18 protein-coding genes are annotated in these 24,646 nt (G+C 42.4%); 7 read left to right on the forward strand and 11 right to left on the reverse strand.

The annotated features are described in order from the left end of the window. Positions 1-75 precede the first annotated feature (75 nt). Positions 76-690: an ACT domain-containing protein gene (locus tag CH367_RS13380; protein ID WP_100762994.1), complete on the reverse strand. Its 615-nt coding sequence runs from the start codon at positions 688-690 to the stop codon at positions 76-78. 182 nt (positions 691-872) lie between these two features. Here CH367_RS13380 and CH367_RS13385 point away from each other — a divergent pair, with 182 nt between their 5' ends. Together CH367_RS13385 and CH367_RS13390 are read left to right on the forward strand one after the other, a co-directional pair. Continuing rightward, on the forward strand, positions 873-2,702 hold the full coding sequence (locus tag CH367_RS13385) for an ABC transporter ATP-binding protein (RefSeq protein WP_100762995.1): 1,830 nt from the start codon (positions 873-875) through the stop codon (positions 2,700-2,702). 52 nt (positions 2,703-2,754) lie between these two features. Then, on the forward strand, positions 2,755-3,144 hold the full coding sequence (locus CH367_RS13390; RefSeq protein ID WP_100763037.1) for an SET domain-containing protein: 390 nt from the start codon (positions 2,755-2,757) through the stop codon (positions 3,142-3,144). 7 nt (positions 3,145-3,151) lie between these two features. Here the strand turns inward: CH367_RS13390 and CH367_RS13395 are convergent, their stop codons facing one another. Both CH367_RS13395 and CH367_RS13405 read right to left on the reverse strand, forming a co-directional pair. After that, positions 3,152-4,378 carry a DUF3095 domain-containing protein gene (locus CH367_RS13395; RefSeq protein WP_100762996.1) on the reverse strand — a complete coding sequence of 409 codons (1,227 nt, stop codon included), beginning with the start codon at positions 4,376-4,378 and terminating at the stop codon, positions 3,152-3,154. Positions 4,379-4,829: 451 nt separating this feature from the next. Further along, a complete protein-coding gene (locus CH367_RS13405; RefSeq protein ID WP_165783291.1) occupies positions 4,830-6,872 on the reverse strand; it encodes a sigma-54-dependent Fis family transcriptional regulator in 2,043 nt (680 codons plus the stop codon). 350 nt (positions 6,873-7,222) lie between these two features. Between CH367_RS13405 and CH367_RS13410 the strand changes: the two genes are divergently transcribed. Genes CH367_RS13410 through yihA form a run of 3 tightly spaced genes read left to right on the forward strand, consistent with a single transcriptional unit; the run spans position 7,223 to position 11,201 of the window. After that, complete coding sequence (locus tag CH367_RS13410) at positions 7,223-9,220, forward strand: GAF domain-containing SpoIIE family protein phosphatase (RefSeq protein WP_100762999.1); 1,998 nt, start codon at positions 7,223-7,225, stop codon at positions 9,218-9,220. 20 nt (positions 9,221-9,240) lie between these two features. Next, complete coding sequence (gene tilS / locus CH367_RS13415; protein WP_100763000.1) at positions 9,241-10,542, forward strand: tRNA lysidine(34) synthetase TilS; 1,302 nt, start codon at positions 9,241-9,243, stop codon at positions 10,540-10,542. Beyond that, positions 10,539-11,201 carry a ribosome biogenesis GTP-binding protein YihA/YsxC gene (gene yihA / locus CH367_RS13420; RefSeq protein ID WP_100763001.1) on the forward strand — a complete coding sequence of 221 codons (663 nt, stop codon included), beginning with the start codon at positions 10,539-10,541 and terminating at the stop codon, positions 11,199-11,201. Before tilS ends, yihA begins: the two co-directional genes overlap by 4 nt. Before the next feature lie 6 nt (positions 11,202-11,207). On the opposite strand, the gene CH367_RS13425 is transcribed toward yihA, so the two are convergent. The 3 genes from CH367_RS13425 to CH367_RS13435 form a co-directional block, all read right to left on the reverse strand. Beyond that, positions 11,208-11,888 carry a hypothetical protein gene (locus CH367_RS13425; protein WP_100763002.1) on the reverse strand — a complete coding sequence of 227 codons (681 nt, stop codon included), beginning with the start codon at positions 11,886-11,888 and terminating at the stop codon, positions 11,208-11,210. Positions 11,889-12,002: 114 nt separating this feature from the next. Continuing rightward, a complete protein-coding gene (locus CH367_RS13430; RefSeq protein WP_100763003.1) occupies positions 12,003-12,353 on the reverse strand; it encodes a PilZ domain-containing protein in 351 nt (116 codons plus the stop codon). Positions 12,354-12,481: 128 nt separating this feature from the next. Then, complete coding sequence (locus CH367_RS13435) at positions 12,482-13,420, reverse strand: MBL fold metallo-hydrolase (RefSeq protein WP_100763004.1); 939 nt, start codon at positions 13,418-13,420, stop codon at positions 12,482-12,484. A 49-nt stretch (positions 13,421-13,469) separates the two neighbouring features. Here CH367_RS13435 and trmB point away from each other — a divergent pair, with 49 nt between their 5' ends. Then, positions 13,470-14,123: a tRNA (guanine(46)-N(7))-methyltransferase TrmB gene (gene trmB, locus CH367_RS13440; protein ID WP_100763005.1), complete on the forward strand. Its 654-nt coding sequence runs from the start codon at positions 13,470-13,472 to the stop codon at positions 14,121-14,123. Between the two features lie 6 nt (positions 14,124-14,129). Here the strand turns inward: trmB and CH367_RS13445 are convergent, their stop codons facing one another. The 5 genes from CH367_RS13445 to rsgA form a co-directional block, all read right to left on the reverse strand. Beyond that, a complete protein-coding gene (locus CH367_RS13445) occupies positions 14,130-17,723 on the reverse strand; it encodes a tetratricopeptide repeat protein (RefSeq protein WP_100763006.1) in 3,594 nt (1,197 codons plus the stop codon). After that, positions 17,720-19,339 (reverse strand): LIC10124 family lipoprotein, encoded by a 1,620-nt coding sequence (locus CH367_RS13450; protein ID WP_100763007.1) that lies wholly within the window; start codon positions 19,337-19,339, stop codon positions 17,720-17,722. Before CH367_RS13450 ends, CH367_RS13445 begins: the two co-directional genes overlap by 4 nt. Before the next feature lie 154 nt (positions 19,340-19,493). Further along, entirely contained in the window at positions 19,494-20,423 is a 930-nt protein-coding gene (locus CH367_RS13455) for a FecR family protein (RefSeq protein ID WP_100763008.1), read from the reverse strand. A gap of 133 nt (positions 20,424-20,556) precedes the next feature. Continuing rightward, on the reverse strand, positions 20,557-21,867 hold the full coding sequence (locus CH367_RS13460; RefSeq protein WP_100763009.1) for a hypothetical protein: 1,311 nt from the start codon (positions 21,865-21,867) through the stop codon (positions 20,557-20,559). After that, on the reverse strand, positions 21,864-22,820 hold the full coding sequence (gene rsgA, locus CH367_RS13465; protein ID WP_100763010.1) for a ribosome small subunit-dependent GTPase A: 957 nt from the start codon (positions 22,818-22,820) through the stop codon (positions 21,864-21,866). Before rsgA ends, CH367_RS13460 begins: the two co-directional genes overlap by 4 nt. An 18-nt stretch (positions 22,821-22,838) precedes the next feature. Between rsgA and CH367_RS13470 the strand changes: the two genes are divergently transcribed. Next, positions 22,839-24,646 (forward strand): sensor histidine kinase (locus CH367_RS13470; protein ID WP_100763011.1); only part of this gene is annotated, 1,808 nt, incomplete at its 3' end.

The raw sequence follows: 24,646 nt of genomic DNA on the forward strand, positions 1-24,646 counted from the left end.
ATCCATTAAAAGGCGGGAATAAATCGTTTGCACCGAATATTTTTTATAAGAGACGAAAAAAAATTATTTAACGAATTACTTCCAAGAAGAATTCAAACTAATTTCGAGTATATTCCGGCTCACTCTATCTTCTAAAGAAGTTCCGGAAAAACCGCTACCTTTAACATCGGAAAGTATAAACGTGTCTTGAGCACGATTTCCTGTTCGATCCGTCCGAATTGTAGCTGAATGAATGTTAATTCCGTTTTCTTTAAGAACTCCCGTAACAAAGTAAAGAAGTCCCTTACGGTCCGGGGCCTCGAGCGTGAATTTGGTTTTCGTTCCCATTTCTATGTCGTTGAATTCCAATTTGGAATCCGTACTGAGATGATACGTATTTCTAAGATCGATTTCGCTCGAATGGTGAATGATCTCTTCCAAAGCGGAATCTTCCGTAAACACGGAAGACATAAGAATTCCCAACTTAGAAGCTTTGATCTTGGAATCCGTTTCCTCAGACTTCAGCGTAAAAACGTCGTAACTAAAAAATTGCCCGTTCTCTTGGATCGTTTCTATATCACCGGATACGATTTCCCAGCCCATAAAAAACATCGCTTTCACCATTTTGTGAAGAGTACCAGGAGCCGTTTCGGAAGTTTTTAACGTAACCGTATAAAGCCCGTCGTTCTCTTTGTAGTGAAATTGAATCATTCTTTAGACCTGCTTACTAAGATAATTGCACGTTTCAAAAAAAACGACTCTTTTCCGGGAGTATTCTGTCTCCTTAGAGCTGAAAAATTCTTGCCTCGGAGTTTCGCGGAAAAACAGTCAAAGTAGAGTGGAAATGAAAGATATTTGCCGAAAATAAAAGGACGCTATTTTTCCAAAATGGTATGAAAAGACCCCTCGAATACAATCCGGAACTGATCCAAAAGTCGGAACCTCTTCCTCATGAAAAGGAAAAGGGTTCAGCTAAAAAATGGAAAGCCCCGAATCCGAAAAAGGAAAAACCAAATTCGGATGGAGAAGGCGCGCCGGGTCTTTTAATTTTCGGGTTATTCCGTTTTGTAAAAAAATATAAGGGAAGAATTTTCGTCATCATCGGACTTCTTTGTTTCGAAATCGGATTTTACGCGAGCATTCCTTTCAGTTTTAAATACTTAATCGACGAAGCTTTGATCAATCGAAATCAAAGCGCTCTTTATTGGATCGGCGCTTATCTCGCGATCGGAACGATTACCTTTGCGATTCTTGGAACGGTAAGGGATTATCTTTACAACTGGGCTTCCGCGAGAATCATACAGGACTTAAGACTGCAGATGTACGAACATCTGGATCGATTGAGTTTGGATTTTTTCTCGAACAATAAACTCGGAGATATTCTTTCAAGATTTTTCAACGATCTCGCGGCGTTGGAACACGCGTTGCTTGCGTTTATTCCCTGGGGACTTGGTCCTTTGTTGGAAGCGATCTTCGGAACCATTCTTCTTTTCTTATTGGATTGGAAGTTGGCGTTGATCGCTTTGTTGATCTGGCCGATCAGTTTTTTAGGTCCGGGATTTTTGTCTCGCAAGTCCACTGAAATCAGTTACACAAGAAAATTAGAAGAAGCTCAAGTACTCAGCTTGGTGGAAGAATCCATCTCCGCTCAAAACCTGATCCGTGCTTACGATCTGAGCGATTATTTCTTCAGTCGTTTTAAGAATAACTGTGAAAAATTGTTTCAGGTTTCACTCCGGCTCGGCTTGACGAATTCTTATCTCGAACGTTCCGCAGGCTCTGGAATTCTTCTTTTACAGGGAGTTCTACTGCTCGTTGGAACTACATTCGCATATCATAATGCTCTTAGCATAGGAACGTTGGCGGCGTTTCTACCTCCGTTCTTAAACTTAAGTTATTCTCTTTTGTATCTTTCCCAGTATTTACCTGCGTTGAATCACGCGAGCGGCTCCGCAAAAAGAATATTAGAATTATTGCGTGCTCCCGTTTTCGAATCGGATCCCGAAGAATCCTCCATTCCCGAATTGAAAGAAGCGATTCATTTCGAGAACGTTCACTTCAGATACAAGGGAAGATCGAAAAATCTGAGCGACATTACTCTGACCATTCCTAAAGGAAGTTATACCGCGATCGTAGGCGGTTCGGGAGTGGGTAAAAGCACGTTCATCAAACTTCTATTGGGAATGGTTCAACCGAACGAAGGAAGAATTCTTTTCGACGGAACCGATCTCAATTCCTTATCGAGAAGTTCTGTGAGATCCTTGGTCGGAGTTGTGTTCCAAGAAACGTTTCTTTTTAATACGACCATCTTCGAAAACATTCGAATCGGAAAACCGAGCGCGACACTCGAAGAAGTGATCGAAGCCGCGAAAAGAGCGGAGATTCACGAGATGATTCTTTCCTTGCCGATGGGTTACGAAACGAACGCGGGAGATCGTGGAACAAAACTCTCGGGCGGTGAAAGACAAAGAATCGCGATCGCAAGGGCCTTTTTGAGAAATCCGAAAATTCTGCTTTTGGACGAAGCGACTTCTTCCCTGGATCCGGTTACCGAAGCGAGAATCATGAAAACCCTTTCGTTGTTGAGAGAAGGTAGAACCGTGATTTCGGTTACGCACAGACTTTCCACAATCCGCGAAGCCGATCAGGTTTTTCAAATGCGCAACGGAAAACTCGAAAGATTTTCGGTTCCCGAACCGGAACAACAGGCGATGGTTCTGTAAGAATTACGTTTCTTACTTGCAATTTTTTTCCGGCCTAATTTACATTCTTCCAATGCTTTTAGTACCCACTTATATCGCCGACTCTCCGATCGGCGGCTTCGGTCTTTTTGCGGGCCGGGATATTCAAAAAGGAGAATTGATTTGGAAGTATCATCCTAAAACGGTTTGGGTCATCACCGACCAAGAGTTGAATTCTCTTCCCCCTTCCGTTCAAGTAATGTTTCGCACTTATTCTTATCAGACCGAAGACAAATGGTTTTATTGTTCCGATAACTCGAAGTTCATGAATCACAGCGACGACCCGAACACAAAGGAAGATTTTACGAGCGATAAAACCAATCCGATGGGACAAGACAGCGCTACAAGATTGATCCACAAAGGAGAAGAGCTTACCTGCAACTATAAACTCTTCGACGATAACTGGAAAATAAAATTAAGTTAAACTCGGTTCAGCTTCTTGAAGCTTTGATTTGTTCCTTAAGTCCAATCGCCGCAAGAGTATAACCTCCGTCCGCGGAGTCGACGAAGTGAACTTCACGAACCGAACCTTCGTGTAAAGCGCAGGTCATCAAAGCTCTATCGGAAACATGAAATCCGTAAAAAAGTTTTCCTTCTTTGTAAAGACCGTCCAAAAATTTTAGGAACAACTCTCTCGAATTCGAATCGCAGGCGACTACCATCTTCAAGGTTCCGTCGTATTTCCTGAAATCGGAAGCGATCACTTGCGATTTTCTTAATTCTCTCAATTCCATTCCGTTGACTTTCGGTCCGAACTTCCATTGTGTGTTGATCGCAAGATTTACGGCGAATCCTTCGATTTTGATTTTGAGCATTTTCAGAAAATGGAGAATTCCTTTTTTACTTCCCGCGTGAACGGTCGCTTCCTTGTTGAAGTATTTTCCGGACATGTCGACTTTGATTCCTTCCTCTTTGAGTGGATGAATGTCCGTATCGTTCCCCAATAAAGTTCCCACCTGATCCAAAATGATTTTGAGCAATTCCTGATCGGAAGCCGCGCTCGGAGAATTCATCTTTATGATAAACGAAACCGTTTCACCTCTGTGGCTCGGGATGTCCTGCCATCTACAAGTGAACCCGGTAAAGTCCGGTTTGACCTTCGTTTTGTGCGTTAAGGGTATGATATAAGGATTTGTGGAATCGTCGTTCTTTACAAAAGTTTCGGCGACGTCCAACGCGCTTCCGGTAAGAATCGCTTGGTTGTAAAAATCGGAGATCTTTAGTTTACAAAGTTTTAATTCTTTTCCGGTTCTTTTTAAATCGCCGACGTTTACGATTCCAGCTCTGAGTTTTAAACCGAAATTGTTTTTTACGAGTTCCCTGATCGAAAACAAAATATCCTTCACACCGGGAAGAACGCTATCGGGAAGCAACAAGGTCATCCCGTCTCCTCCGAATAGAAACGGATAATCCATATCGCCCATCAGATTGGAAACCGCCATCGCGGTGACGCCGCCTGCGATGTTCACGTCCTTGTAGTTTCCGTTTCGAATCGCATCGGAAGAATTCACCACATCGGTGATGACCAAATTCCAATCGTCGGGAACGGTAAAATAATTGGAAGATTCGATGATATCCGTAAAGGAAGAAAGCGCGGGTAAGTATTTGTAGAAGTTATGCGTGCTCAACGAAGTTTTATTTTCCGAAGTTTGAAGCATCCTAGTTCACCTAACCAGATTTATATTTTTACCAAAAGAATTTTGAAAACGAATTTTGAGCGTCTGAAAAATCAAAAACGATCTTCAATCAAAAAAAGGAAAGGAAGAATATCGAAAATTCGATCGTGTTTGAACCGCATTCAATAGAATGAAATACTATTCTTAGACGTTTTAGAAGAATTTCATACTTATTTTTTGTCCGAAAAGAAAGGCTCAGGGCGTGACATAAAATTCGGAATGCTCCGACAAGAAGGAGAGTTTTCGAGTGACCGGTGAGGATTTTTCTGTTAAAGGAAAATTTCCCGATTCTTTCCCGCCACCACTCCACCACCGCCCAATTCAGGGTGGGGCTCAAAATTTTACGGGAGATTGTAGGAACTCATACGATCGGGATCGACTAAGATTCAATTCGATTCCGTAGATTCGCAGGAGTTCCTACATTTTTCCAAAATCAATAATCGATTTTAAGATCCTTGATTTTTTTATCCAAAGTGTTTCGGTTGATTCCCAAAAACTTAGCGACTCTCGTTTTTGTGTATTTGAATTTTTTCATCGCATACTTGATCAAACGAGCTTCCACTTCTCCCACAACAACTTCGATCGCTCTTCCGTCCAGAGCATCCAAATGAGAAGAAGAGAATCTTGAATTCGCGATTTCGACGGAAGACTCTGCGTCTCCGGTTTCGGGATCGAACTCTTCGTCTCCATAAAGAAGACGTCCGTTGATTTCGGAAAAATCCTGAATGTCCAACATCTCCAACTGAGAAAGAACAACCGCGCGTTCGATTACGTTTTCAAGCTCTCGAACGTTTCCGGGCCAACTATAGTTCATGAGAAGTTTATGAGCTTCTCTCGTGATTCCGGTGATTTTCTTTCCGTTCTCTTCCGAATACTTCGCGATAAAGTGATTGATCAAAAGTGGAACGTCATCCGCTCTTTCACGCAACGGAGGAGTTACCATATTCACGACGTTGAGCCTGTAAAAAAGATCCGGTCTGAATTTTTTCTCCGTGATCAATTCCTCCAAGTCCGCGTTCGTTGCGGCGATGATTCTTACGTCGATCTTTTTGGGTTTCACCGAACCGACCGCTTCGATTTCCTTTTCCTGAAGAACGCGCAACAACTTGGATTGAAGATTGAGATCCATTTCACCGATCTCGTCCAGAAAGATCGTTCCCGTATCGGCCATCTCGAACTTTCCTTTTTTATCCGCGACTGCGCCGGTAAACGATCCTTTCTTATGACCGAAAAGTTCGCTTTCGAGAAGATTCTCCGGAATCGCGGCGCAATTGATCTTGATAAACGGTTTATCGGCGCGGGAAGAATTGTAGTGAATCGCAGACGCGATCATTTCCTTACCCGTTCCGGATTCTCCCGTAATCAAAACGGATGCGCGGGAATCCGAAACAAGATGGATCATCTCGAAAAGTTTTTCCATCGGCTTGGATTTTCCGATCAAAGATCCGAACTTGTATTTATTCTTGAGTTCGCGTTTGAGAAGAACGTTCTCTCTCGAGATTTCTCTCTTCTCTTCGTCGATCAGTTTTTGAATCCGAATCGCCTGATAAATGACGGACGCAACTACTTGCAAAAAGTCTAAATAAGTTTTTAAGTCTATGTATTTTTTGTGAACGAAGTAAACGCTTACGACTCCGAGAACGTCCGTATCCGATTTGATCGGCGCCGCGAGAAAACTAACGTTCTCCGGATTGTTTTTGAAGTGCGCGGCGTTGCCCACACGATTCAAAAAGTTTTCGTCGTTTGCGATCGATTCAACGATGATCGGTTCTCCGGTTTCAAAAACCTTTCCGGTAACTCCTTCGCCGGGAAGATAAACTCCCTTCTCCATTTCTTCGGCGGTTAAACCGGAAGCGGCCTCGAGTCTTAAGATCGCTTTTTCGGCTTCGAAAAGAACGATACTTCCCCGCTCGAGGTTTAAGGATTTTTCCAGACGATCCATGATGTCTTCGAAAATTTCCTGAAGAACCAACGTGGAAGTAACGGTTCTTGAAATATCGATCAACACCTGTTGAATTTTATTCTTCTGTTCGAGTTGTCTGAAAATCTGCAGGTTTTTGAAGATCTGCGCGGCCTGATTGGCAAGCGTCGAAATGATCTCCAAATGTTCTTCGTTGAAAGCGCCTTTGCGGCTTGAATCTAGGGAGATAACTCCGATCACTACATCCTCGACGATCATAGGGACCGCGAGTTCGGACATAATATCGTCCTTTATGGAAATGTAATGTGGATTGGCGGTTACGTCGCTGACGATCATACCTTCGCCGGAAGCGGCTACAATCCCGGTAATTCCTTCTCCCACCTTCAATTTAACTTTCGTACGGATCGATGGATTCATACCTCGAAAGGTTACGATATCCAAAACATTTTCTTTTTCATTAATCAGCATCAGAGAGCCCGAACCGACTTCGCAAATCTGGATGCAACGTTCTAGAATTAAATCCAGAAGTTTATCCGGATCCAAAGTTGAGTTCATAGCGGTTGCAACTTCTTGTATAGATCTTAATGGACTTGGCTTCACATATCCTGACATGCTTAAAATTTTTGCGATTTGATACTTTTGGGGTCAATCGATTTTTTGCGCCGCGCTTATTTTTAGAGCGATTTTTTTAAGTGTGCTGATTAATATTTAGCCTCGATTTCACAAGATTTTGTCCCATTTCAAATAAGTAAGAATTCTCCATTTGCCTATTTTGGCCTTTCTAATAAGAATTAACCGAATTTTAACCAATCTAATAAATAATTTGTATCAGTATAAATGGGATTCCCTATAATTTTGCGTCTATGGCCTGCGCATTCTGCTCAGAATTTAAGACGCCGGAGGGAATGTTTCATGCCGGGCGATTTCTTTGCAGATCCTGTGGCCGAGAATGGATTTTAGAAAAAAGAAAGAATCCCAGACTTTCTCCGCCGACGGATACAAGTTTTAGCAACGAGGTTTTGCTCGAATTTCTTTCCTTATTCAACACGAGCCCCAACTTAAATCACCTTCTCGAAAGTTTCACTTCTCTCGCGTTTTACAAACTCGGAATTCCCGGCATAAGCGTGATGATCTACGAACCTCGTTTGGATCGGATGACCGTGATGTCGGTCAAAAATCAAAAGACCTCCCTTTCCAAGGTCGCGCTTCATTTCGAAATCAAAAAGGGCGAAGACAACGGGGCTTTAACCGAATGTATCGAAAATTGCAAATCGATTTATTATAAGTTCGCTGATCAGAAACACAAACATTTCAAACAATACGCGAGACTCAATCGAACCGTTGCTTCGCTTGCGATTCCGATTCATCTCAACGGGGAAGTGTTAGGAATTCTTTCCGTCGATTATAAAACCGACGATCCCGAAAAGGCGGAAAACGATCGTTACTTTCTGGAATTGATCGCCGCGCAATTTGCGGTCACACTTAAAAACAGAATTCTTTTCGAAGTTTCTCAAACCCAGTCCCGAAATTTCAGATCGCTTCATTCCGCCGCGCTTCGTCTTTCCTCTTTAGGATTCAAATACAAGGTGGAAATTTTTAGAGTGATTCTTCTTTCGCTCACCGAGTTTTCAGAAAACGATTTGTATTCTCTTTTCGAATGGAACAGAGACAATCATACTTTGTTCGGACATTTTTTAACCGGAAACATCACAAGTCCCGAAATCAGAATGGACGTGGATATGGCGAGACAATCCACGTTTAAGGTTAGAATACAAACGACTTCGGAAGAAAAAGAATCTTCCGAAACTTCCAAAAAAAGAAATCTTAGAAAGGAATTGGAACCGATTCCCGGAGAAATGTCCCTCCCGATCAATCGATACGAGTTTTTTCTCAAAGAAGTTTTCGAACTCAATGAATCCAAACTTGCACTGTCTTCCGATTTTCCCGAACTCGAAAAATTCGGGATGTGGGGTTTGAATCTCGCGATTCTTCCCGTGGTTCATACGGACAAATCGGACATCGTAGTCATCTTAGGAAAAAGAAAGGACCGTCAATTCAATTCGGAAGAATTAGAAGTTTTGAATGCGTTTGCGATCCAAGCCGGAATTTCCATACAGAACTATCATCTATTCGATCAAAGAGCTCAAAAAGAAAGGCTCGATAAAGAAATCGAAATCGCGAAAGAACTCCAACGTTCTTTGCTTCCTAGAAAGATGCCGGAACATTCCGGTTACGAATTCGCAGGAACGATGGTTGCGGCGCGCGGCGTTGGAGGAGATTACTACGATTTTATCACCGACCCGTTTAACACCGAAACGGTGATCTGCATCGGAGACGTAAGCGGAAAAGGTGTTCCCGCGGGAATCGTGATGGCAACGGTGAGGACGATCATCCATTCTCTTGTAAGAAAAAAAGTAAGTCCTTGGGACATCGTAAACACGGTCAACACGTATATCTTTCAAAACTACAACGATTCCACTTCGCCGCGATTCATGTCGATGACCGTAATCAAATGGGAAATGAACCGGAACGAATTTTCGTTCAGCGGCGCTGGACAAGGAAATCTTTATCTTTATAAGGCTTCTACCCGACAGATCGAAGAAATTTCGACGGGCGGAATCATCTTGGGAATCGATCCCGATATTTCCAAATTCGAAAATCTAAATCAGTTTAGAATGCAGGTCGGAGATCTTCTGATCATGTGCACGGACGGAGTTTTAGAAGCATCCGATCAGGACGGAATTCAGTTCGAATCGGATCGATTTAAAAAATCCATTCTCCAGTTTCAAGCCGAACCCTTACAAGCGATGTTGGACGGTATCGTTTCCGAAATCCGCAAATTTACGGGAAACCAAGAACAGATGGACGATATTACTCTTGCCGCAATCCGAAGACTCCGTTAAACCTGCATTTGCGAATCCTGATGAGAGACAAGATCTCCGAATCCACACGAAAGATTTTCGATACGGTATGGAAAAGAATCGTTCCTTTTCACGAAATGATCCTATCTCGTCCGGCCGTTTTATCCTATTCCGGAGGAAAAGATTCTTCTCTTTTGCTCCATTTTTACTTTTGGCTTTGGATCGAAAAAAAAATCCCCGCTCCGTGTATCTATCATCTCGATCATTCGATTCGATTCAATCTGGAACAGGAAAAAAAAATCCTGGAATACGCGGAGACCACGTTTCCGTTTCCAAAAGAATTCAAAAAAAAGAATATTCCAACTTTATCACGTAAGATCGGAAAAACCCTGGAAGAAACCGGACGTGCATTTCGGTATAAGGATTTGGAAAAGATCGCAAATCGATACGAAGGTTATATCGTTACGGGTCATCATTCCAACGATTATCTGGAAACGATCCTCTTGAATTTGATCCGCGGCGGAGGTTGGAATTCCTTACGCACATTAGGTTGGTTCGAAAAAAATCGATTTCGTCCTCTCTTCGCATTTACGAAAGACGAAATCAAAACGATTCTTCAATCCGAGTTTTGGCCGATCTTCGAGGACGAATCCAATCAAAGCGACGAATACCTAAGGAATAGAATTCGAAATTCCATCGTTCCTCTTCTGATGCAGGAAGGCGCGGACCCGGATCGTATTTATAAAAACTTTCATAGAATGGAGAAACCGGCTCCGAAAATTTTTCCGAAGGAAAACGGACCGGAAAAAATCCCTTCGTATTTAAAAATCAACGTTTGGGTTCTACGCGATCTTTCGCAAAGGGAAAGAAAATTCTTTATAGATCGTTATCTTCGTTCCTTAGGTTTACATCCGATCACAAGAAATTTCTTTCAGGATCTCGTCGAATGTTTGGAGAGGGAGAATTCTTTCGGACTTGAAAACAAAGAAGCTTGGTTTTGGAAGTCGATATCTTCGGATCTTTATTTGATTCCTAAAAATTCTCTTTCTTTAAAAGAATTTAGATTCGAACCGAAAGAAATGATTCTTCGTTGGAACGGAAATCAAAAGAAAATTCCTCCCGGATTGATTCCGGAAGTATGCCCTCCCGGCGCCAAAATTCGCAAAAACGGGATGAGTATAGAAATTTCCGAAATCCTCAGACAGAAAGAGATTCCTGTTCCGGTTAGAAAAATGCTACCCATACTTTATGGGGAGGGGAAAGTTGATGTGATCTGTCTGAGCCTTTGGGATCCGAGGATAGGAGACATTGTGGCGGACAGGGAAGTAGAGATTTTACCTGACTCTCAGGAGCCCGGAAGATGAGCGAGGATCCTCAAAAAAAGGACGAACCGTTCTTCAAAGACGTCGAGTTCAACGCGTCTTATGGGGAAGCGAGCAAGATCCCAACCAAAGGGGTTCCCCAGATCGCGTTCGCGGGTCGTTCCAATGCCGGTAAGTCTTCTTTGCTCAACGCAATTCTCGAAAGAAAATCCCTCGCTAAAGTTTCTTCCACTCCCGGCAAAACCAAGTTACTCAATTTCTTTTTTGTAAATCATTCCGTATATCTCGTCGACTTACCCGGTTTCGGTTATTCGGCCAATTCACATAAGGATCACGAAGCGATGATGGGTCTTTTGATGGATTATTTGAATCTCGCGAAGGATTTGAAATGTCTTTTTTTAGTTTGTGATTCTCAAAGAGAACTTCCGGAAGAGGAACTCGAACTGATCGGAACCTGTTTCGAAAGAAATATAAAACCCGTTTTAGTAAGAACAAAAATCGATAAACTCAATCAAAGCGATCTTTCCAAATTGAGAAAGAAGATGAAAAATATTCACGAGCTTTATCCGATGCTCGAAACGGTTCTTGTTTCCAATAAGTCTGGAAAAGGTTTGCTCGAGCTTAGAAAGATTGTGGATTCTCTGATCGGTTCGGTCGGAACTCCGATCAATTATACGGAAAGAATCGAAGAAATTTCCTAAACGATCTTAGGCCTTCGCGTCGAAAAGATTGCCGAGTTTATCGGAAGAATTCGCGTTTAAAATTCTCAAACTCATCTGAGTTTGTTTATCCACCAACTCTTTAAACGTATCCATCGTATCTTCCAAAATCGCTTTTAGTTTTTCCTGATTGAGAGACATTTCGAGTTTTCTCTTTCTCTCTTCCAGCTCCGTCTTGCGTGTGGAACCGACGCCCTTCTCTTCTTCGAGGTCGGCCTTTGTTTCAAAGGTTTGAAGTTCGGATTCGATTCTACGGATTTCGGAAAGAATTTCTTTTTCCTTATCTTCCAAGTTTACTTTGGAAGCGTCGGACTTTTCTTCTTTTTTCAGAGATTCTTTTTCTTTTGCAGAATCGTCTTGTGAAGAGATTTCGTTTTTACGGGGAGAATCTTCCGATTTTTTTACGGTGGTCGCTTGTGTTTCACCGGAAACCGCAACGAGTTTTCCGTTTCGAAATTCGTAATGGATCTTCATATCCAAAGAACGAATTTCGGCGCTGTCTCGCATCGCTTCGGAACGAAACTCGGCGACATGACCCAGTTCATGAGAGATCACATGAAGGACCGACGTGGACGCGGGAGAACTCTCCAATTGTCCATGGCCTATGTAATGCAAAGATTCATCTCGGGGTATTCCGAGTTGAGTTCTATGTTCTCCGCCGATTCTCATTCTAATACTAGTGTCGGCTTGTACATACCTAAGTTAAGCGGAGGTATATAAAATATTTCTAAAATCGATTGAATTCTTTGATAAAAAGAAAAGAAGAAATTATAAGAAGTCGTTTCAATCCGCCGAAGCGATCTTATTCAAAATTTCAACAATCGCCGCATCCGATAAATCGTGAAACACAAGCCCATACTTATATTTCTCCTGAATCAAATCTCTTCGGATAATATCCGCTTCGATTTCGACGGAAAGCATAGGCGACATAAATTTCACGCGTTCACCTAAGAGAATTTCTTCTCTCGAACTGATCGAAGCTCCGATCATACTGATATCTTCGAGATTTCCCAAAATCTCATTCTTACCAAGAACCATCTTCACTAGGTTGTTCTTCCGAAATCGTTTATAAAAACGTTTATCCGCAAGATTGTCGCTAGCAGTTTTTTTTTGTTGTCCCATCTCTGTGTGCATAGCCGATCCAGCATAACTCAAATCGATTGAATTAAAAGAAAATTTTTTAGAAAGCGAAGAATATGAATCTTCAAATTCTTTTTAGAAGAATTCTTAAAGGAGAATCGATCTTAAAAAATTTAGAAATCTTAGAGAGAAAACGAATCGTTTTCACGTCCGAGCAAAACTTCCATTTTTGTGGAAGCGCCGGCCTCTTGTTGAAAGATTCTAAGAATATCTTCGTCTTTATGATCCGGCTCGTGATGTGTTAGCACCAACCGATCGACTCCCAATATTTCTCCGCAACGAACCGCGACTTTACCCGAGGTATGTCCCCAACCCACTTTTTTTTCGGCTTCTTCGGAACTGTACTGAGCGTCGATGATCAGCATGTCCGTTTTTCCGAACGAATTTTTGAGATCGGAGAACTCGTCCAGATCAGGCTCTTGAACCTCTACGTCAGTGCAAAACAAAAAACTTTTGCCGCTCTCTTCGAATCTGAATCCGGTGCAGTTGCCCGGATGTCTTAGAAGAAACGGAGTCACTTTGACCGAACCGATTTGAGTGCTTTGGTTTTTTTCAAGAAAATGGAACGTCTTTGTGGACATCATTCCCGAAAGAGGAAGCGGAAAATTTTCCTCGTTTTGTTGTCTTTCGAATCGTTCCTGCAGGTTCGGGATGGTAGAATAAAAATGGATATCAACTCCGGGAAAATAAGCGGGTTTAAAAAACATCCAACCCTGAATATGATCCCAGTGTGTATGAGTGATCAGAATGTGGATGGAATCCCCGGGTTTAAGACCTTCGCTCAGAAGATCGTTTCCGAGTTGTCTGATTCCGGATCCGCAATCAATGACGTATCGTTCTCCGGATTGGGCTTGTATATAGACACAAGTGGTATTTCCGCCGACTGTTCGTGAAAGAGACGGATCTAAGGAGTTTAAGAATTCTTCCTCTGAAAACTGCCCGTTTTGCCGTTTGATTTCGGAATGAGCCGCTTTCAGAATTTTGAGAATTTTCTCCCGATATTCCGATTCGCTCAGTGGTGTGGGGAGTGAGCCCCTTACGCCGTATAGTTTTACTTTCACTGTATTATATTAGACAAACAAAATGTGTAAAATTCTCTGACGATAAACCATGATCCAAGAACTCGAACAGAAACTTTGGTCGATCGCAGGCGGTATTCCTTTCGCTTCGGATTATTTTTTGCAAGCTAGCCCTGTAAGGAAACTGAAAAAAGAAAATTTATTCTCAAAAGAGTTCGAGACATATTTTTTAGAGCTTGGTTCGGGTTGGGGAGAAGTCGCGATCGCGATGGCTCGTCAAAGACCGAAGACCGGATTCGTGTTGATGGAAAAAAAATTCGATCGAATCCGCCACACGATACGCGGAATCGAAAAACATTCTCTCGATAACGTTAAGATTCTTTGCGTAAACTTCAATTGGTTTCTGGAAGACATCTTCGAAGAAGAAGCTTTCGGCGAAATTCTTTTGAACTTTCCAGATCCTTGGCCCAAAAGAAGACATCATAAGAATCGAACGATGAACTCCAAGTTCTTGGAATCGCTTAGAATCCTTTTACCGGAAGGAGGCAAATTCTCCTTTGCAACCGATTACGGTCCTTATGCAAGAAAGGCGATTCGTTTATTCAGAGATTCGGAAGTATTTAAACCGGAAACGGTGGAACTTAGATTGGAAAGAAGCGAAATTCCCGTTTCTCACTTCGAGAGAAAGAAACGGGAAGAAGGCAAAAGAATCTATTACATCGATCAGATTCTTTCTAAGAAATAAATTTACTCAACGATAAACCAAGGAATAAATCTTTCCATCCTCGTCTTTGAGAGGATAAGACCAGATCGGTTTTCCGTCGATTCCGTATCGGATCGCCTTTCCCGATTTGAAAAGAACGATCCCGTCGTCTTTTTTACCCGGAAGAATTCCTTCGATGTCCGAAGCCTCGACCGTAAAAGAACTTACCTTCAAAGAACCCGACTCGACACGATAGACCGTCTTGCCGGCGTGAAACCAAAGATAAGGAGAACGAACCACGAATTGTGAAGCCGATTCGTTCGGTAAATCGATGGAAGAGGATTTGTCATTGTCGATGGAAACGATTTTCTTTCCGGAAAGAAAGAAGATTCCCGTTTCGTAAGAACCCAAGTATCTAAGATCTCCGCTTCCCTTCTGTGAAATCTTTTTAGCGTTTAAGTCCTTTAGAGAAGCATCATATACTTGCGCTTGAATTCCGTCTTTTTGAGCGACCGAAAGTAAAACTCCCGATTTGACTCCGGACCAGAACGAACCTTCGAAAGCGATCGAACCGTTCAATTCAAGTTGATCCGAATAGCTGTAGATCTTCGAGTTTTTTCCGGCCGCGATTTCTACGAGAATGTTCTCTCCGGATAAGTTCGCCTTTTTGACTTCTCCGGACGGAAGTTTGATTTCTCTCAATATGATTCCGGTTTTTAAGTCCATCACTTCGAGTTTCTTTTCCGAAACTCCGATCAAACGTTTATCCGCCAGTAAAAACTTGTAAGGAACCGAAGTTTGAATTCTCCAGTGACGAACGCCTCGATCCTTATCCAAAGACTCGACGCTCGTTCCGTAATTCAATATTACGGAATTGTTAATTAGCACCGGAACTCCGATCAGCTTTCCTCTGCTTTGATACGACTGGAGAATCACCGGGTTATCCTCGTCCGCGATCACGAGACGTTCCGCTTGAGCCGCGTGCGGAGAAGAAGGAAACTTTTCGGCAAGTTCTCTTCCCAAATCCAAAACTTCCTTTTTATGAGAAGGGTTTGCCACCTTCGTTTTTTGTTCGGATAGAATTCGAATCAAAGCGAAAAGATTGACTTCGTTTCTTTCCAAATCGAGAGCTTTGCGGATTTCCTTTTCGGCCTGCTCGAAATCGCCGCGTTTATAGTAGATATAGGAAATCTGATAGTGTGCGTCCGAAAACTCGGGATTCTTTTGGATGATCTCTTTAAAGATCGTGATCGCTTCGTTGTAAAGATTATCGTTAAAAAGAATGATCCCTATGTTGTAAGGAGCGAGTTCGTTCGCGGAATCCTGTTGCATCGCCGCTTCGAATTCTTCCTTGGCGAGTTTTTTATTACCCGAATGATACGTTGAAATTCCTTTTCCAATTCTCGCCGCGACGAAGTCCGCGTTTAAAAGAAGGGAACGATCGAAAGAATCGATCGAAGCGTCGTATTTCTTTCTCTGAAGATGGATAATTCCCATCTGATAATGGCTGTAATACGAATCCGGTTTTTTGGAAAGAATCTCCTTGAAACCCACTTCCGCTTTATCAAGTTCTCCTTTGCGAAGAAGGAACGCGTTGATCGCTTCCCTTGTCTGAAGATTTCGAGATCCTTGCGGAGGAGTTTCCAACATGGAAATTCCTTTTTCTTCGTTTCCTAAAGCTAAATGACATTCAGCAATCTTAATATACAGAGTTAGCTTTCCGGTTTTTTGGAAAGCGTCCTGATACAGAGGAATCGCTTTTTCATACTGATGTGTGTCGAATAGTTTGTTCGCCTTTTGGATGGTCGGAATTACGGTGGCGAACTTTTGATTCTCCTGAATGGTCTTTCTGGTTTCCGCGATTTCGGGAATGTCCTTGGAAAGTTTTTCGGCCTTGCCGATCCAATTCAACGCGGAATCGTGATTGCTCTTTTCGTTTTCCTCGAGAGAAATCTTGTAATACAACATCGCAAGACGAAAGTTCACCGCTTCGTTGTTCGGAAATTTTTTCTGAAGATTCTTATAAACGTTTTCGGCTTTTTCGTATTCTTTTTTATCTTCGTACGTTCTTCCGAGAACGATCGCCGCAGACGGATCGTTGCCGGTTAGATTCTCAAGTTCCTTCGTGTATTGATTTGCAAGCGTCTGATTCTTTTGGGAAGAATAAAGACGAATCAAACCTTGAAGCGCGGGAATATTCTGTTTATCGATGGAAAGGGCTTTCTTAAAATTTTCTTCAGAAGACTTGGGCTCTCCCGAAACGAAATACAATCTTCCGAAAGCATTGTGAACGGAAGGTTCTTCCGCAGAAGCCTTCTTCGCTTTTTCGTAAAAAGTTTTCGCTCCTTTGAAATCCCCTTTGCGAAGATGTTTGTCCCCTTCGAAAATTTGTTCGGACACGTCGATAAAAGCGAGAATCTGTTTTCTTTCGGCTTCGGATTTGAGAGACTCGGCTTCTTTTCTCGCGGCCTTATATCGGTTTTCAGCAATCAATAAGAACACTAAATTCGAAACGGGTTCCGCAAAGGTCGGATCGAGTTCCTGAGCTCTCGTAAAATAAACAAGCGCCTTTGCGGGTTCGCCTAACGCTTTCATGTTCAAACCCATTTGGTTCTGATACACCGCGTTGTTCGGAAATACGGAAATCGCTTTTTCTAAAACGGAAACCGATTTTCTATAGTTGCCGGTTTTATAATGTACAGCTGCGATTCCGGAGATCGCTTCCTGATAATCCGACTTGAGCGCGAGAGAAGTTTCGAAAGCTTTGAGAGCCGCTTCGTATTCTCCGTTTAAAATTCTCGCGTTTCCGAGAAAGATATAAGGCGTCGGATTTTTAGGATCGTTTTGAACCGCGGATTGAAAATGAGAAGCCGCTTCCTTATAATTCTTCTTCCGCATCGCTTGGTTTCCGTTTTCCAAAGCCGAAGCGACTCTGGTTACGGAAGCCGATTTTTTTGCGGACAATAACTCAGGATCGTTCTTTCTTGCTTCTTCGAAATAAACTTCCGCTTCGTCATACTTCTTCAATTGAACCGCGGCGTCTCCGAGTTGCATGTTCAACTGAGCGGGAAACGCAAACTCTTGAACGGGAATCTTTTTTAAAGTAGCGTAAGATTGTTCGAACTTACCTTGGTTTTTGAGAAGGACTGCTTTTTTGAAGGAATAGTTGTATTTTTCCTTAACGGGAAGGGATTCCAATTTTCCATAAACATTGATCGCCTCTTCATTCTTCCCTTCGGCCGTGTAAATGATGCCTAACGTCAAGAGAATCTGCTCGTTTTCAGGATCGACTTCGGTTCCTTTTTTAAGAGAAACGAGCGCGTCCTGATTCTTACCGAGTTTGTATTCGGAAATTCCGGCGAGGTAATAACCCGGTGCGGTCGGATATGTGTTCACCGCGAGGTTGGCCTTTTCCAAAGACCTTTCGAAATTTCCCTTTTGAAAGAAAGAATTTCCTTCATTCAAAATCTTTGATACTCGTTTCAGTTTTTCGCGAGTCGCGGAATCCTTTTCCAAAATCGAATCTTGTGTTTGCGATTTTTTAAAATCTTTGCTCAAACAATTCACCGTGAATTGTCCGCCGATCAAAAGGAGTAATGCAATTGATATGATGTTGTTTTTCATGGAATTCGAACCTTTCATTTATATCCCTTGTATTCGATCTTGAGATTTCGGAGAGGAGAACGTTTCGAAAACTTTTCTCCTCGGGTAAGAATGGAAATTCTCCAAACGCCCGAAACGTCGAACTTATCTTCCAAAACCTTGGAATATCCTAAATACAATCGAACGATCCCTTCTTTCGTATCCGTTTCGATTCGAAAAGGACGTCCGTCTTCCTTGTTTTCCTGTTTGAATTTATACGTTCCGACGTTGTTACCGGTGGACGGAAACGTATAAACGCTGAGTCTTTCCTTTTCGTATTCCAAGCTGATCGTTTTTTTAGGAGTATGAAAGGAGATCGCTACGATTCCAGAATCGGATTCCGAAGTGATCGGAATGATTCCCTCGAGCTCCATATTCTCGGGAACAAACGGCGCTGAAAAAACCCCGTACCAACCCGGAGGTAAAGAAGAGGCATTCTGAAAATCTAATGTTTTTCCCGAAAACGCTTGAAAACCTTTTTCACCGGAAAGTTTCCAAAACTCGGGTTCGCCAATCAGGTTATCGGTTTTATAAGGCAACGCGATTTCAGTGATCTTATCCGCGTCTACGATCAATTGACCTTCGTAATAAACCAAAGGTCCTTTTTCGGTATCACGAACCAACTCGAGTTGCATCGCGCCCGGAGTAAGATTGCTTCTGTAAAAAGGAGTTTCTCCGTTTCTAAAGCCGTCTAACGCGACTTGTAATGCGTCCGGAAAACTTAAGATTCTCAAACCCCCGAGAGTGCGATCCTCTTTCCATTCTTGATAAATGGAAATCGTTTGGCCCGCGCGGATCTGTAAGGATTTAAGAATGTCCTTTTGTCCGGGACGAGTGATTTGAATCTGTTGCAAACCTTCCGGCAAAGGATAATTCCGAAACGAAGCGATTCCGATCTTTTCGCCTTGAAACAGAACTTCCGTATCCGCGGAAGATGCGCTGAAGGAAAGATATCCTTGGACCGATTTTTTCAGAATCGAATCGATTTCTCCCGAACTGAGGGATTTTTCCCAAATCGGAACGAGAGAAGCTTTCGGATCCAACGCCAGAACGCCCGAGCCGTGTTTTAAATAATAAACCTGATTGGCCTGGAGATCTTCTCCGCCTTGTGGAGATTGAAACGAACCGTCCACAGTTCCGTATAGGATTTCCTTAACCGGATCGGTGATCTTTTGATTTACGATCCATTTTCCCGAAACTTCGCGAATGTCGGTTTTAATCACCGCATCCACTCCGAGTCTTTTCAGTTCCTGGGAAAGCAGGGAAGAATTTTTCCAAGTCGCATCCGTTATGCGCGCTTGCTTACCTTTTACTTTTGCCCAGATCAATCGCACTTCGTCGCTTAAAAAGGCGCCTAACTTAGGATCGATTCCGCTCGGAACGTTGATCGGAGCCAGCGCGAAAACGGGAACGGAACCTCCGGTTTTTCGAATTTTATAGTCCGCATCGGAGGCGCTCCCGAGAATAATTTCCTCTTCTTTGAGGGCCTTAAACGTCGGCTCCTGCAAAACAGAGTTGAAATTTTCGATTTTTTGAACGGAAGAACAATCAATGAGGATCAATAAGAAAAAAAAGAAGAATGGAAACAGCCGCATTGGGTTAATAATAAATTTCATAACAGTTCAATAACTTTCCATCGGTTGAATGAGAAATACATTATAAAAAAAAACGGGGAAGCAATCATCCGTAATTTTAGATGATTCACTGTAAAAATAAAAAAACCGGGGAAAATCCCCGGTTTTTATGCGCAAGTTCGGGTTTGCTGAAGTCCTAAAAGGTTTCTTTAGGATTTAATTTCAGTTTTTCCTTTTGCACATCTTGTTGCACATATTTGGTTTCGTTCACAGCCTTAGCGGTTTTTGTCACTTCATCTGCGTTGTTGCGATTGGCTTCACGTTTTTGAAGTTCGGCTTTCGCTTCTTCAACGGAACCGGATTGGCTCAAAATCTTAAGCTCTTCGCTGGAAGATTTAAGTTCTTCCACAAGTTTTCCGTATTCAAAGGTTTCGTTTTTATGAAGAACGATAAGTTCCTTCATTTCGGTCAAAGAATCCTTTTGTAAAGAACGAATCAACTTGTCGGTAAGCTTTTGGTTCTTTTCGATTCTAAGTTCGCGGTTTTTGCTCAGAATCACTTCGGAAGAATCTCCCTTTTTAGAAACTGCGATCGTTCCTTCGATCACCGCAAAACGAACGGTGCAATTTTCTTTCGCACAATTGATTTTGGATCCTTCAGGGCTTTCCACGGATGTTAAGAAAGAAGTTCCTCTAACACCTGCAAGTGCGGTCGGAGTCGAAACGGTAAACTCGGTATTCTTCTGACCTTTTTTAACCATGGTCACGATTTTTCCGTAGTTCACTTGAACGTTCGTATCCGATCCGTTCGGATTCATAAGAGTAGAAATTTCGATGTCGGAGTTTTTGGACATCTTGATCACGCCGCTGTCGGCAACCATGATCTCGGCGCCGCCGTTTGCTCCGGTCACAACTCGATCCGATGCGGTAAGAGCAAGACCTAACTCCGCTTTTCTTTCACCGGAATCGGAAAGAACTTTTACATCTCCAAGAACCCACACGATTCTTGCGGTTGCGTTATCGGATTCGGTTTTAACCTGATCGCTTCCGGATGATTTATTGGTACTACAAGCGATGGATAACGCAAGAAAAGCGCAACTAATCGCCATTAATAGAGAACGGTTCATATTACCCCCCGAACTTTAAAAAGATTGCATTCTAGTTAACAGACTTACAAGAAAAAAATTGCAAGAATTTAGATTTAGTTATACCACAGATATAACTAATTTCCAGAAAAAATGCCCAAGATTACGCTCGGGTTTATTTTTTCTTCGGTTTTTCCGGTTCCACCATAATATCGTCCAACTCCTCTTCCAACTTACATTTCGGATAGTTGTCGATGGGAAGACTGGTTCCGACCCAACCAAACGCTTCCTGCGCCGTAATTACGTGAATATCCCAGCCCATAACGATGTTCGGACATCCCCAAACCTTATTCTTACAAAGTACCTGACTGGATTTCGGCTTTGGATAAGCCCAAGCGGAAGGCGGATAAACACATTTCATTTCCACTTCGGCGATTTTTCTAAGTCTTTTTACGTTTACTTCAAAATCCTTAAAAATCGAAACCAACGGATTCGCGAGAAGTTCGTCGAAGTATTTTTTGGAAGTATTGTAGGCGATGTAGTATACCAATTCTTCCATTACGTAGTCTTTATCGGAAGCGTTATGACTCACGTTAGCGATGTAACGGGTCAACTTCAACGAGTCCGTAAGAAGGGATTGAAAAAAGTCGTACGACTTTTCAGGAATCGCATCCTCTTTGGAACTGTCTCCTTTGCTATCGCTTTCCCCGTCGTCGGAAAGGATATCGTCAAAGAATTTCTCATCCAAAGTTTCCTCGTCTCCGGCCTTATCAATGGAGATCGGTTTATCCGGATTATCGATCATACCGAGCGGCATGTGATTCGAAATCGCGCTGTAAGTAAAATCAATGAGATCTAGTTTTTGTAATATATCGGCGCATTTCTTGGCTACTTGCACTTTTCCGGAATCATCGGAAGGCAACTTCGTATATCGATCCACTCCGATTCTAGGAATGTCCATCAGGATTCCGGCGGTGAACGCGTATCTTCTGAGAAGTCTAAACTTCATCGTATCGGGAATCATCACGATTCCCAGATTCAAAAGTCCCAACTCGCTGATATATTTGAAAAAGTTTACGTTTTGGTTATATACTTTAAAAAGCGCCAAAACCGTTTTTTTGGAAAGAAGTGAATTTCGAATGATTCCCTTATAATTGTATGTGGTGTTTTCATACATGAATTTCAAAAACTTCATGTCGGAAACTTTCAGTTGGTTCACGATTTTCATCGCGAGAATATTCTGAATCTGCTCCAAAAGTTCCTTGTTTAGCTTAACGTCGAACTTGGGAGTATATTGGCCTTTGATGTCTTTTAGGCGCGCGAGGGCCGATTCCTTTACCTGGACTTCTTCTTTTACCAAAACGTTTCCGGAATTGTCTTCAATCGGAGAAAGAAAACGAATCATGGAACCGGTTTCGAATTCCTTAGTAAAATCGATTAGGTCTTCAATGGAATCAAATTCCAAACAAGAATGGGTCACTTTCATTTTGAAATTCTATCTCTCCGTGTGACTCTATGTGGATTCTCAAGACTTGCGAGCATTGATTCCAAACTCTTCCTTCTTTCCGAAGTTATAAATTCGGTTTCCAACGCAGAAAACATCGCACAATCAGAAGATAATTTACAACAATTTGATTCTTCACAATGCTTTTTTTGATTCGCAAGCTCGGGAAAACTCTCCAAAATTTCCTCTTTTTTTAGGTGGAGAATCCCCCATTCCTTGATTCCGGGAGAATCGATCAAGGTCGTCCCGTCGTCCAAAACGAGCAAAAGCGAATTCGTCGTCGTATGTTTTCCTTTATCCTTGGAAACGCTGATCCCGGAAGTTTTTTGCACCTGAGATCGAGTCAATAAGTTGATAAGAGTAGACTTACCGACTCCGGAATTTCCGACGAGAAAGGTGGTTTTTCCGGCGAGATATTTTTGTAATTCGGGAATCCCTTCTTCCGTTGTACAGGAAATTCCGAGAACCTGATAACCCAAATCCCGATAGACTTTCAGACGATTCTCGGCTTCCTCTTCGGAAATCAAATCCAACTTCGTGAATACGATCAAAGGTTGTGTTCGAGACGTAAAAACCGCCGCCATACAACGATCGATAAATCCGTCTTTTGTTTCCGGAGATTTCAAAGACACAAGCACAGCAGTTTGATCGGCATTCGCACATAAAACCTGAGTGTCCCCTTCCCGACTTTTGCGGGTTAGGAAAGATTTTCTTTCCAATCTCTCGCAAATCACCCAGTCCTGACCCGAAGAAGGTTCGGCAAGAATCTTATCCCCGACGACGAATGGATGTCTTTCTTCGGCGGAGATCGTTCGCAGTTTACCCCGTAGAAACGCCCTTACCGTTCCGCGTTCGGGAGAATAAATTTCATAGTAGGCTCCGTAAACGCGGGAAATGGTAAAAAATTCTTTGACTGATTTATCCGACTCTAACATGATTCTTACGCGTTTTATATGCCGACCCAAAGACTCAACGCCCTAGGCCCAATCGTATATTTAATTTTTTTGATAGCCGGTTTCCAGCTTATCTCCGTGCTAACTTTGCAGTCATTCCATTTCTTTTCTTTCGAATCTTACAGACTTCTTTTAACTCTTCTTCCCGGAGCCGTTTTAGGTTTTGTAGTCTACATTCTTTCCATTCGGATTTTAAGAAGAATTTCCGGTAAATTCTTAGGAAGAATCTTTCCCTTTCTCCAATCCTCGAACAGTGAAATTGTAAAATATCTTTCGATTTTGGATCAGTTCAAAAACGATCTGATCGCGACGAATCTCACCGCTTTAGTATGTGAAAAAATTCTAAAGTTTATTCAAACGGTAGTTCCCACTAAGAAGGTTACCATCTTTCTTTGGAAGGAGGAAATGGGAAAATTCGCTCCGTTCCCGGATTCGGGCGAAATTCAATTTTTTATTTTCGATCCGTTCCTTCTTTGGATCACCGAAAACGATAAGATCTACAACTTTAAGGAATTTGAAACCAATCCGAATCTAAGTAAGATCCGCAACTCCGCAGAAATTTTTTTCACAAGGACGGAAGCGGAACTAGTCGTTCCTTTGATTCTCAACAAAAGTCTTTTGGGAATGATCGTCTTAGGTGAAAAGAAGAATCAAAAAAAATACGGTTCCGCTGAAATCGATAAGCTCAACGAAATCCGTTCCGTTTCCGTAATGGCTCTTTCGAACGCGATCTTTTACGAACGTCTGATCGAGTTGACCGAAACCTTGGAAGAGAAAGTCAGAATCAGAACTCGAGAATTGGAAAGCGCTCAATCTCAGTTGATCATGTCCGAAAAGATGGCCTCTCTCGGGATTATGGTCGCGGGAATCGCACACGAGATCAATACTCCCGCGGGTGTGATCAACGGAGCGGCGGATAACTTGGATCAGAATATGAATTATCTGGTTCAAAACATTTTCGATATCGTTCTTTTGGCGAGAAACAGAAAGCTTAGAAAGAATTTCGAACTCGCGTTACTCCATCTTCTTCGAGACAAAAAAACTTCGGAGCTCGATTCAAGAGAAAAATTCCGTTTAAAAAACGAACTCAAAGAAGAAATGAAAGACATGAATTTCTCCGCGTCTTTGGCATCGGAACTTTCCAATTTTATCATAGAAAATCAGATCGGCGAGGAAAGAAAATACATATATAATGTTCTTCTAAAGGACGACGAGCGCGGTTATTTGATGCTCAAAAACGCGACTCACATCAATCGAAACATCAAAAACATACGTTATGCGATTCGAAACGTGGTTCGCATCGTCAAGGCTTTGAAGTCCTATTCTCACTTGGATCAATCGAAGACGTTGTCGCCCGCAAATTTAGTGGAAGGTCTGGAAACCACGTTAGTCATTCTTCACAATCAAGTGAAATACGGAATCGAAGTCATTCGAAACTTTAAGGAGATTCCGCTCGTAATCTGCAATCCCGACGAACTCAATCAGGTATGGACGAATCTGATTCAAAACGCGGTGCAAGCCTTAAAAGGAAACGGTAAAATTGAAATTTCCGTTTTTCCCGAGAATGACAAATTCGTCATAGTTCAGATCGAAGACAACGGCCCCGGAATTCCCGCGAGAATTCAAGATCGGATTTGGGATCCCTTTTTTACCACAAAGGATCAGGGAGAAGGAACCGGTCTCGGACTTGGGATCGTGAAAGGAATCGTTGAAAAACACAAGGGCAAAATTACCTTGAATTCTAATCCCGGTAAAACCGTATTCCGTGTGGAATTGCCGATCGATCCGGAAAAAATCGCGTCTACAAA

It is taken from the genome of Leptospira barantonii (assembly GCF_002811925.1).
GTDB lineage: Bacteria > Spirochaetota > Leptospiria > Leptospirales > Leptospiraceae > Leptospira > Leptospira barantonii.